Annotated in this window: 13 protein-coding genes; 4 read left to right on the top strand and 9 right to left on the bottom strand. The window is 40.5% G+C overall.

Annotated features, from left to right (window positions below):
- Positions 1 to 63 precede the first annotated feature (63 nt).
- Complete coding sequence (sspJ, locus tag BA1_RS17085; RefSeq protein ID WP_008347117.1) at positions 64 to 207, bottom strand: small acid-soluble spore protein SspJ; 144 nt, start codon at positions 205 to 207, stop codon at positions 64 to 66.
- Positions 208 to 289: 82 nt separating this feature from the next.
- Positions 290 to 718: a MarR family winged helix-turn-helix transcriptional regulator gene (locus tag BA1_RS17080; RefSeq protein WP_008361625.1), complete on the bottom strand. Its 429-nt coding sequence runs from the start codon at positions 716 to 718 to the stop codon at positions 290 to 292.
- A gap of 170 nt (positions 719 to 888) precedes the next feature.
- On the opposite strand from BA1_RS17080, the gene BA1_RS17075 reads away from it, so the two are divergent.
- From BA1_RS17075 to modB, 4 genes are all read left to right on the top strand, one after another.
- Positions 889 to 1380 carry a metal-dependent hydrolase gene (locus BA1_RS17075; RefSeq protein WP_008361622.1) on the top strand — a complete coding sequence of 164 codons (492 nt, stop codon included), beginning with the start codon at positions 889 to 891 and terminating at the stop codon, positions 1378 to 1380.
- 125 nt (positions 1381 to 1505) lie between these two features.
- The gene (locus BA1_RS17070; RefSeq protein ID WP_008361620.1) at positions 1506 to 3356 is read left to right on the top strand and encodes an LTA synthase family protein; all 1851 of its coding nucleotides are present in this window, start codon (positions 1506 to 1508) and stop codon (positions 3354 to 3356) included.
- 115 nt (positions 3357 to 3471) lie between these two features.
- Positions 3472 to 4254: a molybdate ABC transporter substrate-binding protein gene (modA, locus tag BA1_RS17065; RefSeq protein ID WP_008361616.1), complete on the top strand. Its 783-nt coding sequence runs from the start codon at positions 3472 to 3474 to the stop codon at positions 4252 to 4254.
- Positions 4254 to 4919, top strand: coding sequence for a molybdate ABC transporter permease subunit (gene modB / locus BA1_RS17060; RefSeq protein ID WP_008361615.1), 666 nt, complete (start codon positions 4254 to 4256; stop codon positions 4917 to 4919). Before modA ends, modB begins: the two co-directional genes overlap by 1 nt.
- A 30-nt stretch (positions 4920 to 4949) precedes the next feature.
- On the opposite strand, the gene BA1_RS17055 is transcribed toward modB, so the two are convergent.
- From BA1_RS17055 to BA1_RS17025, 7 genes are all read right to left on the bottom strand, one after another.
- Positions 4950 to 5912, bottom strand: a complete 963-nt coding sequence (locus BA1_RS17055) for an ABC transporter permease (RefSeq protein WP_008361613.1) — start codon at positions 5910 to 5912, stop codon at positions 4950 to 4952.
- Positions 5887 to 6549: an ATP-binding cassette domain-containing protein gene (locus tag BA1_RS17050; RefSeq protein ID WP_008361611.1), complete on the bottom strand. Its 663-nt coding sequence runs from the start codon at positions 6547 to 6549 to the stop codon at positions 5887 to 5889. Before BA1_RS17050 ends, BA1_RS17055 begins: the two co-directional genes overlap by 26 nt.
- A gap of 108 nt (positions 6550 to 6657) precedes the next feature.
- Entirely contained in the window at positions 6658 to 7161 is a 504-nt protein-coding gene (locus BA1_RS17045) for a hypothetical protein (protein WP_008361609.1), read from the bottom strand.
- Positions 7162 to 7337: 176 nt separating this feature from the next.
- Positions 7338 to 8183 (bottom strand): aldo/keto reductase, encoded by an 846-nt coding sequence (locus BA1_RS17040; RefSeq protein WP_008361606.1) that lies wholly within the window; start codon positions 8181 to 8183, stop codon positions 7338 to 7340.
- A gap of 68 nt (positions 8184 to 8251) precedes the next feature.
- Positions 8252 to 9121 carry an ROK family protein gene (locus BA1_RS17035; RefSeq protein ID WP_008361604.1) on the bottom strand — a complete coding sequence of 290 codons (870 nt, stop codon included), beginning with the start codon at positions 9119 to 9121 and terminating at the stop codon, positions 8252 to 8254.
- A gap of 63 nt (positions 9122 to 9184) precedes the next feature.
- Positions 9185 to 11200 carry a Na+/H+ antiporter gene (locus BA1_RS17030; protein ID WP_008361603.1) on the bottom strand — a complete coding sequence of 672 codons (2016 nt, stop codon included), beginning with the start codon at positions 11198 to 11200 and terminating at the stop codon, positions 9185 to 9187.
- 317 nt (positions 11201 to 11517) lie between these two features.
- Complete coding sequence (locus BA1_RS17025) at positions 11518 to 12129, bottom strand: trimeric intracellular cation channel family protein (protein WP_008361601.1); 612 nt, start codon at positions 12127 to 12129, stop codon at positions 11518 to 11520.
- Positions 12130 to 12384 lie beyond the last annotated feature (255 nt).

The raw sequence follows: 12384 nt of genomic DNA, 5'->3' as shown, positions 1-12384 counted from the left end.
ACAAAGAATGCGAGGGTTTGTCTACACGCTGGGCAGAGAAGGTTTTCTCTGCCCTTTACATGCTTATTGATGATTGTTTTTCTTCTTTTGTACAGCTTCCTGAAGCGGATCGCCTGCTAGTTCTTTACTAGCTTCTTCTAACAGCTGATCTACCTGCTGATGGTCTTTCTCACTTTTCGCCTTTTTATCCTTTTGGAAAAATGACATCGCTGCTTCCCCCCTTTTTATAAAATGCCTTTGCCTGTTTAATTTGCGCTACAGCACTCAGCATTATACAAGGGGAGAAGGCTCATTCATCATGAAAGGTCTTTCTCATTTTTTGCAAATAAGCTAGAAATGTCTTTAAGTCTTCCTCTGTGAAGTCTGACATCATATGCTGAACCACTCTTCCAAAAAGACGTGTATGCTTTTCGTAAATAGCCAGCCCTTTTTCTGTGGCTTCTAACCGTACAAGCGATTGGTCCGCCTTGTCCCGCTCTCTCTGAATATAGCCTTGCTCACATAATTTATTGAGTGCAATCGAGGCGGCACCTGGGTTTAGAGAAAGTCTTTGTTTTAGCTCTTCGGCATGTGATACTTTGCCTTGTATCAAAATAGAAAGAGCATATATCTGCGGAGGCGTGATGTCTTTTTCTAACTCAAGTAACTTGCGGTTTAGTTTACGGCTGACTTCATAATGTACAAGAACAATTTCTTTTAAAATGTCTGCATTACTCATCCGAATCGCATCCTTATCGTTAGTGTCAACATGATTTCCTTCTTATTATAGAATGTTTTTCCAATCAGCCAACTATTTTGTCCTTTTTTCTTTAGAAATAGGTCTTGCTGAATGAATTCACCCTTGATATAGTGAGTACTTGAACAAAAAACAGAACAGGAGTACGCATCATGACAGGAAAAACACATATCATGGGCGGAATTGCCGCCTCCACAGCCGTCGCCTACTATTATGGATTTGACCCGGTCACTATGGCAGCTGCTGGATCAGCAGGCGCCCTCATCCCAGATCTTTGTCATACGAAAAGTAAGATCGGCAGGAAGTTCCCCCTGCTCTCCACACTGATTAGCAGTGTGTTCGGCCACCGCACGTTTACACACAGTTTATTATTTCTGCTGATCATTTATTTTATTGCGACAACATACATTCCAAATGACAGCCTAAGTACCGGGTTGCTAGTTGGGATGGCGAGCCATCTCATCCTCGATGCAGGAACAGTGAACGGCATTAAATTTTTGTTCCCAGCGACCATTAAAGTACGTCTTCCCTTTTATGTCAAAACAGGCAGCCCCGGGGAACAAGTCGTACTAGCTGCTCTGACCATTGTCACCTGCTATTACATCGCCGTCATTTGCGGAATATCTATCCCATTGCAGTTCTAGGAGAAGAAAAAAAGAGTTTTGCAAAAAAGACAAGATATGAATTGATCATTCCTCATTTTTTTAGTAGTTTTAAGATAAGTGTTTTTGGCTTGCAGCTGAATACAGAATGGTGAGGAGCTACATAAATGAAAGCGTTCTTCAAAAATCACTGGTTTTTAGTGTACTCCATCCTCTTTATGTGGATGAAAACATACATCATTTATCAATTCGGATTTCATATAAGAACGGCCAATTTGTTTCACGAATGGCTGCTTTTGATCAATCCACTCAGCTTTTTGCTCCCTTTGTTTGGGATTGCTCTTTTTTTAAATGAAACGAAACAAAAGGTTTTTTTATTGACCGCAAATTTTATTCTCACAGCGATCTTGATATCAAATACGATCTTTTACGGTTTTTATATTGATTTCATTACCATTCCCGTTTTATTTCAAGCAAAGAACATGGGAGATATGGGCAGCAGTATGACTGAATTGTTCCACCCGCTGTTTGTGCTGATGCTGATTGATTTCTTGGTACTGGCATGGCTCTTAAAGCGTAAGCCGTTATCACCAAAAGCGTCATCCAAGACGATCAAAACATATTATGTGGTGTGCTGCAGCTTTCTATTGTTCCATGTCAGCTCAGCCCTGATGGACCACCCTCGATTTCTGACAAGCTCTTATGATCGAGAAGTCATCGTACGAAACCTTGGGCTGTTTCAATTCCATCTGTATGACGGCGTGGCCCAAACGGCGCGTATTGGACAAAAAGCCTTTGCTGACGAAGATACACTTTCAACAGTAGCAAACTACACAAAGGCAGATTACAGTGCACCAAACAAGGACTACTTTGGACTTGCTAAAGGCAAAAACGTCGTGTTCATTTCACTTGAATCAACGCAGCAATTTGTCATGGACCAAAAGGTGAATGGACAATACATCACACCATTTTTAAATCAACTTGCCAAAAAGAGCTTTTATTTTGACGAATTTTATCAGCAAACAGAGCAAGGCAAGACGTCAGACTCAGAATTTATCGTCGCAAACTCCCTCTATCCGTCCAGCAGTGGCGCTGTCTTTTTCACAGCGAGTGACAACGAATATGACACACTGTACAAGCAATTGAAAAAAGAGAACTATCAATCCGTCCAATTTCATGCGAATAATAAAACGTTTTGGAATCGTGATGTGATGTATGAATCTCTCGGAATTGACCGCTTTTATGATGTCGATTCCTATGATGTCAATGAGGGAAATTCGACTGGCTGGGGCTTAAAGGATATCGACTTTTTTGAACAATCCATTGATTATTTAAAAAAGCTGAAAACTCCTTATTACAGCACGTTCATTACGTTGACCAATCACTTTCCATTTGAAATTGATCCACAGGACCAGTTCATTGACGAATATGATTCGTCTAGCGCCATTTTAAACCGCTATGTGACGACCGTCCGCTATCAAGACGAAGCCATCAAAAGATTTTTTGACCGCATGAAAGAAGAAGGTCTGTATGAAAATACAATGTTTGTTCTCATGGGCGATCACTATGGCATTTCAGAAGCACATCATGAAGCAATGGCTGAACTGCTGAAGCAGGATGAAATCACTCCGTTTGATGCTGTTAAACTACAGCGGGTGCCTTTTTTGATTTACATTCCGGGTGTGACAGATCAAGCCCCTCAGACCATATCTGAAACAGCCGGTCAAATAGACGTAAAACCGACACTCCTTCATTTACTCGGCATTGAATCAAAGGATGCCATTCAATTTGGAAATGACCTCTTTTCAAATGAACGGACGCCTTTCGCTGTGCTGAGAAATGGCAACTTTATTACGGATGACTATCTTTATACAAAGAATACTTGCTATGACCAAAAAACCAAACTTCCGATTGAACAAGATGAATTGTGTCAGCCTTATATAGAAAAAGCCAATAAAGAGCTGTCTCTATCAGATAAAGTGATTAACGGAAATTTACTGCGTTTTTATCAACATTAAAAGCTGCTGCTCGGCAGCTTTTTTTGTTTCTTTTTGAAAGAAACCCTATGAATGGTCAGATTAGTTTGATTATAATAAAAGGTAAACATGATGTTGAATCATAAGAGGTGTGAGCATGAAGTATTTATTCTTAACCTTCGTCACGGTTTGTTTACTCCTGACTGGGTGTAAAACGGAGACGAAGTCATCGTCATCAGTTAATAGCAAAAAGACAGAGCTTGTCATTTCAGCAGCTGCAAGCTTGCAGGATGCATTAAAAGAGATTGAATCCGCATATGTAGATGATCATCCAAATGTGACATTATCGAATAATTTCGGATCATCAGGCGCACTGAAACAGCAAATCGCTCAAGGAGCAAAAGCGGACCTTTTCTTCTCAGCAGCTGAGGAGCCCTTCGATGAACTTGTTCAATCAGGAGACATCGATCAGGATCATATCAAGGATGCCATACAAAATGAGCTTGTTCTTATCGTGCCAAAAGAAGGCTCTTCTTCTATCAAAACCTTTCGGGACATTCAGCACGTAAAAGGAAAGATTGCACTTGGAACACCTGAATCTGTTCCTGCTGGTACATACGCAAAAGAGATTTTCACAAAGTTGAATATATGGGATCAAGTGAAAAAGAACACGGTTTATGGCAAGGATGTACGTCAAGTTTTAAGCTATGTCGAAACAGGAAATGTGGAGGCTGGTGTCGTGTATAAGACGGACGCCCTCGTTTCTAAAAAAGTGAAAATTGTAGATGAGGCAAATCAGGACATGCATTCCCCCATCATTTATCCTGTTGGTATCGTAAAAGAGACAGAACATCTAGAGGAAGCGAAAGCATTTTTCCAATATCTCCAATCAGATACAGCCGCATCCATTTTTAAAAAGTACGGCTTTCAAGTGAAATAATGCCGATGCTGACCGAAGATTTTCTTTCTCCTATATGGCTGTCTGTTCAAGTGGCTATTGTCAGCGGGCTATTTGCAGTAGTTTTTGGAACTACCATTGGCTTTTGGATGGCGCGAACATCTTTCAAGGGAAAAATGTTCGTGGAAACGTTCCTCATGATGCCCCTTGTCCTCCCGCCAACGGTCGTGGGATTTCTGCTGCTCGTCGTGTTTGGGAAACATAGCGTAATTGGACATGCGATTGAATGGATTTTCCATCAGCCTGTCATCTTCACATGGTGGGCAGCGGTCATTGCCTCGACGGTTGTCGCATTTCCGCTCATGTATCAATCGGCGAAAGCTGGGTTTTCTACGATTGAGTCGGACATTGAAGGTGCTGCAAAAGTAGATGGCGCTCATTCATTCCAAGTCTTTGCCTATATCACCGTTCCACTCGCACTGCCTTCTCTGCTCTCTGGTGCAGTCCTAAGCTTTGCTAGAGCTCTTGGAGAATTCGGGGCAACCTTAATGTTTGCCGGCAACATCCCTGGGAAAACGCAAACACTCCCAACAGCCATCTATGTGGCGATTGATTCTGGACGAATGGAACTTGCATGGACCTGGACGATTTGTATTGTGATCCTGTCATTTATCATGCTGCTGGCCGTGCCTAGAAGCCGTGCGTAAAAAAATCCCTCTATGTGAAAATAGGGGGATTTATACGACATATTTACTTTGCCGTTTTGCCACAGTATAAATCAGGAATGATAACAAGATGAGAAGCAATGATAGACAGATCAAAATTGCGGTTATACTAATGGGAATAGGCACAAATAATTGGTAGTTTCCTTTAAACGAAAACAGATGCAAAGCCAGATTGGCGATCATATTTTTCAAATCAAAGACACCTAAGTTAGGGATCAATAAAAAATAGACCATATAGATGACCACAGATAAAATAAAGCTTCGGCTTAAGCTACCTAAGTAAAAAACAATTGTACTAAATAACCAACTGATACAAACAACAAACATCAATTGAAGCAAGATAGAATGTTCGGTTTTATCTTGATATGTAAACAGTTGAACAGATATATCTTGTGATATGGCAGAGTAAAATAGATGACTAGCCATATACGAAATGAGACAGATCATAGGAATAAACAATAGAATGATTACATACAGTGACAGTTGCTTTGAAAATAAAACATCATTCCACTGATATCGAACCGCTTTTATCTTCATCGTTTTATGCTTGATATCATATGTTGATAAATAAATGGCATATAAACCAAATGCAAGTGGGTAGAAGATAAACCCCATCCATTCTAAATTCGTTGAGATGGCTTGTGTTGGTTCCATCAAATGAAGTGATTGAATAAACTGTTCATAATCATACTTCAAGACATTTTCTACGACTTCCCCTTCAGCACCAGCTAGTTCTCCTTCCTCTATTTTAACTGGCATCGTTAAAGCCTTTTTGATATCAATGCCTAACTCTTTATATTCAGTTTCTGTTTTCACATATTGGGCATAATTTGACTTTGTTGTTTCAAATTGAGCATACACATTCCATAACGAAATCAACATTAATGGAATAAACAAGATGAGAAATGTTTTAGCATAATATTGATATAAAAACTCTTTTTTCATTAACTTAAAGAAATGCTTGATACATATCACCCAAATCCTCTCCTTTTTCCTGAAAGTCATGGATTTGAATCATTGATTTGTCCTTTAAAATAAACAATTCATCGACAATAGACGAATAAAATTCAAATTGATGACCTGTAGCAATAATGGTCATGTCTTCAGACCACTTCTTAATCATCGCTTTTAGCTCCATCATTGTGCCATAGTCTAAACCATTTGATATTTCATCTAAGAACAAATAAGTTGGTTTGGTTAATGCAATGAATATGAAACTTAACTTCTTTTTTTGACCATAAGAGTAATGTTTGACCTTCTTCTTTAGAATCTCATGTGGTAGATATTCACGTGCCAGCGCCTCACACTTTTTTTGGTCGATGGGGGCATTTAATAATAAACGTATATTTTGATACCCGTTTAGATTCATATAAAGAGGCGTATCATCATACATCACTTGGATTTCATGTCTTACTTGATCAATTGGCTGATCGTTATACAAAATCTCCCCGTCATATTGTTCTAACTGGAGTAGACATTTCATAAAAGTCGTTTTTCCAGATCCATTCTTCCCCATGATGAAATTTATCTTTTGATGTTTCATTTGAATATGTAAATCTTCAAAAATAGGCTGCTGTCGATATGCTTTAGTCAGTCCCTTTACATGAATCATTTCTAAAACCTCTCTTGGTATTTTTTGAGATGATCTATCATATTTAAACAACGCTACTATGATTTGTAAATAGTTCATAAGTAGCGCCTTTTCTATTAAACGATAAAGTTAATCCCAACCATGTTTGCCTTTTCCATTGACCCACACTCGATCTGTATAAGAGTTGCTTACAAAAGTAACATCTCCCCACGGGGTAGGTGCTCCAAATTTCAGCGTTGTTTTATGTGCCCATTTATGAATGGTAGATCCCTTATAGTATCTTTTCGAACCATTCTTTTCTACTATGTTAGGAAAGACATAGCCCGCATCTTGAGAACCAGAACTCGACTTGATTTTCCCCGAAGAATATCGCCAATCAACATATGATTTAGACCAAGCTAGAAAACTTCCTCTAGAGGTAGTGAGCCTTTTTGCATACACTTTCGAAGCATTTGTAGACATCTCTCCTTTATTCGTTTCCTTTATTGCTTGTACATACATTGTGCTACTAGAATAATCTTCTTGAATCTCTTTTTGCTCCTTGCTTACATCAACATTGATTGCTTCTGCAAATGTCGTAGGCAGGATCGTAATACCTACTGTTAACGACAAGCTAAGAATGACTTTTTTCATCATATTCCCTCCCTTTATTTACAATCAACAAATTACCATATAATTAACTATTATTCCATAAATTACTTTTTATTTAAAGTGGATTTAAGAATAAAAAAACACCTTCTCGATGGTCCCAGAAGTGTATCACTCCCACGCCTATCGAAAGGTGTTCTTAAGGTTATTCTATTTCAATTTTATTCAAACCCAACCGTCATCGTCTCTGGATTAGACCCGACGCGTTCGTTATTATTTAATGCATTGATTTTTTCCATATCTTCCTGAGAAAGCTCGAAGTCAAAGATGTCGGCATTTTGTTTAATGCGTTCTTCATTGATTGATTTAGGAATGGTGACGACACCGCTTTGTAGATCCCATCGTAAGATCACTTGAGCAACAGATTTGTTGTAGCGAGCGGCAATTTCCTTCAATACGTCATGATCTAACAGCTTCCCTTGCATTAGTGGAGACCATGCTTCAATTTGAATGCCTTTTTCTTTTGCATATTGTCGTAATTCTACAAGTGTCAGTTTTGGATGAAACTCAACTTGGTTCACCGCTGGAACAACCTCCGCATCTTTTAACAGCTCTTCTAAATGCTGTACGTAGAAGTTGCTGACACCAATCGCTCTTACTTTTCCATCTTTATAAAGCTTCTCGAGCGCACGCCATGTTTCTTTAAACGTCTCTGCCTTTGGACCAGGCCAATGAATCAAATAGAGGTCTAAGTAATCAAGACCAAGCCGGTTTAAGCTTGCATCGAATGCAGCTAGTGCCTTGTCATAGCCTTGATCGGTGTTCCATACTTTTGACGTAATAAATAATTCTTCTCTTTTCACGCCAGATTCTTTAATGGCTTTTCCTACACCTGTCTCATTTTTATAAACGGCAGCCGTATCAATGCTGCGATAACCATTTCGTATGGCTGCTTTTACGGCATCAACCACTTGGTTGCCGTCCTCCACTTTGAATACACCTAAACCAAACCATGGCATTTCTACTCCGTTATTTAGTGTTACGGTATCATTCAAGCTTTTGACCATGTTAACAACCACCTTTTCATAGATTCCATCTTTTTCATTATCTCATGTTGCGTTTGAAAACTCTATTATCAGGCGTTTCTCTTCGCTTCAATCGCTAACAGCAAAGCACCTGTCATACCTGCCTTGTCCTCAAGTCCAGGAGAGACAATGTATGTATCAAGCGGCGGCATATCGACATAATCATTGACATACGCAGCCAGCTTCTCTCGAATGAGCGGAAATAACTGCTTTTGCTTCATGACGCCTCCACCCATAATGATGCGCTCTGGGCTTAAAATGAGCGTGTATTGCATCAATGCCTGCGCCAAATAATCTGCTTCAAGTGACCAAACCGCTTCTTCCTGAGTAAGCTCTTTAGCCGGCTTTCCCCATCTTGCCTCAATAGCTGGCCCAGCTGCCAGTCCTTCTAAGCAAGTACCATGCGCCGGGCAGACACCTGCAAACTGGTCTGATTCATGCTGCCTGACAAGGATATGGCCCATTTCTGGATGCGAATGACCATGAAGAAGCTCATTTTTCACAACAGCCCCAGCACCAATACCGGTGCCGACTGTGATGTACATACAGCTGCTCAGCCCTTTGGCTGCCCCTTTTGTCAGTTCACCTAATGCTGCGGCATTGACATCTGTCGTAAAGGACACCGGTACGCCTAATTGTTTCTCCAGCTCAGGTATGAACGGGTAATGCTTCCATTCAACTTTCGGCGTATTCATGATGTACCCGTAAGAAGGATCGTCTTTCTGGACACCAATCGGTCCAAAGGAACCGACACCTAATGCTGCAATTTCATATTGTTGAAAAAACGGAATAAGGGTTTGGACGGTTTTTTCCGGGTGCTCTGTTGGAATCGTCCATTCCTCTATGATGTCCCCATGCTCATTGCCAATGGCACAGCAAAACTTTGTCCCCCCAGCCTCAATAGCTCCGTAATACGTCATCCTGCATCTCCCCCTGCTTGTCTCTTTTTTTCATCATAAAACATAGGGGAGAAGATGACAACATCATGTATTGGTCAATAGGACTGCTTCCATGTCATTGATATACTCTCTTAAATGATGGGCAATATCACGATTGATTTCGCCATCTTCATATAAAGTTTGAATTTCATTACGAATGGTCTGTACCGCTTGGAAGTTGAGCTCTTTTTTCTTACGGTCAAAGGCGCGATCCTTTTGCTGAAAGAAAGAAGGCCCATGTTCACAGCGGAAAATCACTTGATTGTAAAAACCAATGACTTGGTGACACGTTTGGCGATTGTCTTCGGTCATGTGTTGCTTGATGGAATCTACAGCAGCTTCTGCGGTTTGCTTACGGATTTGTTTATACGATTCCTCGTTTTCTAAAATGCCGCTTGAAATATGCTGTTGGGGCCGCCATAATTGGAGCCATTGAAGCAAGCGTAAAAACTTCACTTTTGAGAAACGAATTTTAAAGGAGTTGGAATACAGCATTTCCAGCTCATGAAATCTCTCTTGAAGCTCATAGGCTTCTTCTTTGTCAATTTTCTCTTCCTCAATGAGCTGCTGAAGCTTCATTTGCTCGGCTTTAATGCCGTGCAGCCTGATTTTTCGCTCTTGTTTTCTCATTCCGAACTGATACGGTTCCCTCTGTATATTTCTTAGCTTCATTCGGAAATCATTGATGAGTGCAAGTGACACCTCTCGATTGTCCTCATTCATGCCTTCTTTTAAGGTTTTAATGGCACTTCTCAGCAGCTTCCGTTTCACGTGCTGAATCTTTGTATCTAAGTCTACATCGACTTGCTTATCTTTTTTCTCAGATAAAATAGGCAGGAGCACACTAGCTAAAATGAGTGTACATAAAATCACGCCTGCTGCGAGGAAAATAATCAAATGCCGCTCAGGAAAGGGTGATCCGTCCGCAAGCGTAAATGGGATGGAGAAAGCACCCGCTAATGTGACAGCACCACGAACACCAGAGAATGTCATCAGCATTGAAGCACGCAGCTTCGGCTTTTTCACATTCTTCTTTTTCGCTACACTCCAGTTACCTGCCCAGAACAGCCATACCCATAAAAATCTTAGAACCATCAAACAGAGTGTAATGATTAAAATGTAGCTGATGACCTGCATATTATTAAAAGCTTCATCCTGGAAAATGACGGTGGACACATCAGGAATCTGTAATCCGAGTAAAACGAAAACAAGGCCGTTTAAAATAAATAAAATAATATTCCATGTGTTGGAAGAAGCAATTTGCAGTTTTGCTAAATTCGCTTCCATTCGATCTTGCTCAATGGCATGTGTCACACCACCCGCCACTACCGCTAAAATGCCGGATACCCCCATTTCTTCTGCGGCTAAATAAATCACAAATGGCGTCAGGATTTGCAGAATGATGTGCATAGTGACATCGTCCATACCTAAACGGCGGAGGAAATAGCGGAAACGAATGATAAAAAAGGATAGAATAAATCCAGTCAATAAACCGCCAGCAGCAATAAGAACAAAGCTAAAGGATGCCTCAGCAATTGAAAATGCTCCAGTAACCGTTGCAGCAATGGCAAATTTAAAGGCAACAAGTCCTGATGCATCGTTCATCAGTCCTTCGCCTTCCAGCAACCTCATAATCCCTTTTGGCATATTCACACGGCTGGATAAGGCACTCACTGCGACCACATCTGTTGGTGAAAGGATCGCCGCAAGTGCAAATGCAGCTGGAAGCGGAATGCTTGGTATCATCCAATGAATGGTATACCCTGCTACAACCACTGTTGCAAACACTAAACCAAGTGCTAAGAGAAGAATAGGAGCTCTTAATTTCCAAAGCTCATCTCTTGGGGTACGCTTCCCATCATTAAATAACAGCGGCGCAATGAATAAAACGAAAAACAGCTCAGGATTTAAAGAAATATGTAAACCTGAAGGAAAAGCTGCGACCAATATCCCTAAGCCTACTTGGATTAACGGAACTGGAATAAAGGGCAGAAAACGATTGATAATATTAGATGATGCAATGAGTGCTAATAGTACAAGCACCGCCAGAAAAATCTCCACTAGTACATGTCCCTCCTGTTTCATTTTTTCCGTCATGTTTTGCTTACATGCAAAGATGTGTTCATTTCTTTTCGATCCATTCGTCCGATCACAGATTGCTTTTTTAGTATCCCGCAAAAAGTGAAACCAACACATGACAATCCATCTAGGCAAAAAAAGACTGAATGCAGATATTCAGCCAAATGACAAAATTTTTCATTACATGTAATGTTCCAATGATGAATAAAGAATCTGCTTTTATTTTACACGAAAACAGTGTAATCTGCTGACATCCAGCTCGAATAAAACAAAAAAAGAGCGAAATCGCCGCTCTCTTTTTACCCTTTATTTAAAAAATAAGACCTAGCGGGAAGCCGCCATTTGAATAAGTATGAACAAACCCGGCATGTAACGAGGATGAGAAACAGCAGATACAGGCTGATCTCCCCTTGGGCTAAACCAAGTCCTACAAATAAGCCGCCAAGCGCCGCCCATACGGCATAAATCTCTGCTTTTAGAACGAGCGGTTTACGACCTGCCAGAAGATCACGCACAATCCCGCCTCCGCTACCAGTCAAAATGGCTGCCACAATGACCGCACTAAGCGGGAGCTCTCTTTGAACAGCAAATAAAGCACCCTGTATCGCAAAGGCAGCTAAACCGATCGCATCCGAGAAATTCCCCCAAGTACTCCAATGCTTAAGCAAGAGCTTTGGAAATAAAAACACAATCGTAATCGACACAAGGGCAATGGTAAACATCTTGCCCTGTGACCATAAAGCCGAGACTGGTAGGCCGATTAATAAATTACGAATCGCTCCCCCGCCAAATGCTGTCACAATCCCTAAAATGTACACACCAAGAATATCGTATTCTTCCTCCATTGCCACAATCGCACCGCTAATGGCGAATGCCACAATGCCAATCATACTTAAGACTTCCCATGCCATTTTCCGCTTATCTCCTTACCTTTGTCTGATCATCTAACACTCTCTCCCCTTAATGTATATCTGACAAAGGTGAAAAGCAATACAAATTTTCTTTAAATTTTATCTTTTTGCGAAAATAAAAAATCACCTGCTCGAAAGCAGGTGATTCCAGATTGTTGACAAAGGGCTAAAATGTTGTTGATTTTAGCCCTTTGTCTTCATTTCATAGTGAAATGAACAACTTTGAAGCATAGCAAGGAAGATTTATGTATTGTA

The sequence above is a fragment of the Bacillus xiamenensis genome (assembly GCF_000300535.1).
Taxonomy (GTDB): domain Bacteria; phylum Bacillota; class Bacilli; order Bacillales; family Bacillaceae; genus Bacillus; species Bacillus xiamenensis.
The sequence above is the reverse complement of the archived record's forward strand: the minus strand, read 5'-3'. Positions and strand labels throughout refer to the sequence as shown.

Excerpts from the sequence above, each read along its gene's own strand:
- BA1_RS17075 (WP_008361622.1), top strand. The coding sequence starts at position 889 with ATGACAGGAAAAACACATATCATGGGCGGAATTGCCGCCTCCACAGCC.
- BA1_RS17025 (WP_008361601.1), bottom strand. The coding sequence starts at position 12,129 with ATGGCATGGGAAGTCTTAAGTATGATTGGCATTGTGGCATTCGCCATT.
- modB (WP_008361615.1), top strand. The coding sequence starts at position 4,254 with ATGCCGATGCTGACCGAAGATTTTCTTTCTCCTATATGGCTGTCTGTT.
- BA1_RS17070 (WP_008361620.1), top strand. The coding sequence starts at position 1,506 with ATGAAAGCGTTCTTCAAAAATCACTGGTTTTTAGTGTACTCCATCCTC.
- modA (WP_008361616.1), top strand. The coding sequence starts at position 3,472 with ATGAAGTATTTATTCTTAACCTTCGTCACGGTTTGTTTACTCCTGACT.
- BA1_RS17045 (WP_008361609.1), bottom strand. The coding sequence starts at position 7,161 with ATGAAAAAAGTCATTCTTAGCTTGTCGTTAACAGTAGGTATTACGATC.
- BA1_RS17035 (WP_008361604.1), bottom strand. The coding sequence starts at position 9,121 with ATGACGTATTACGGAGCTATTGAGGCTGGGGGGACAAAGTTTTGCTGT.
- sspJ (WP_008347117.1), bottom strand. The coding sequence starts at position 207 with ATGTCATTTTTCCAAAAGGATAAAAAGGCGAAAAGTGAGAAAGACCAT.
- BA1_RS17040 (WP_008361606.1), bottom strand. The coding sequence starts at position 8,183 with ATGGTCAAAAGCTTGAATGATACCGTAACACTAAATAACGGAGTAGAA.
- BA1_RS17080 (WP_008361625.1), bottom strand. The coding sequence starts at position 718 with ATGAGTAATGCAGACATTTTAAAAGAAATTGTTCTTGTACATTATGAA.
- BA1_RS17050 (WP_008361611.1), bottom strand. The coding sequence starts at position 6,549 with ATGATTCATGTAAAGGGACTGACTAAAGCATATCGACAGCAGCCTATT.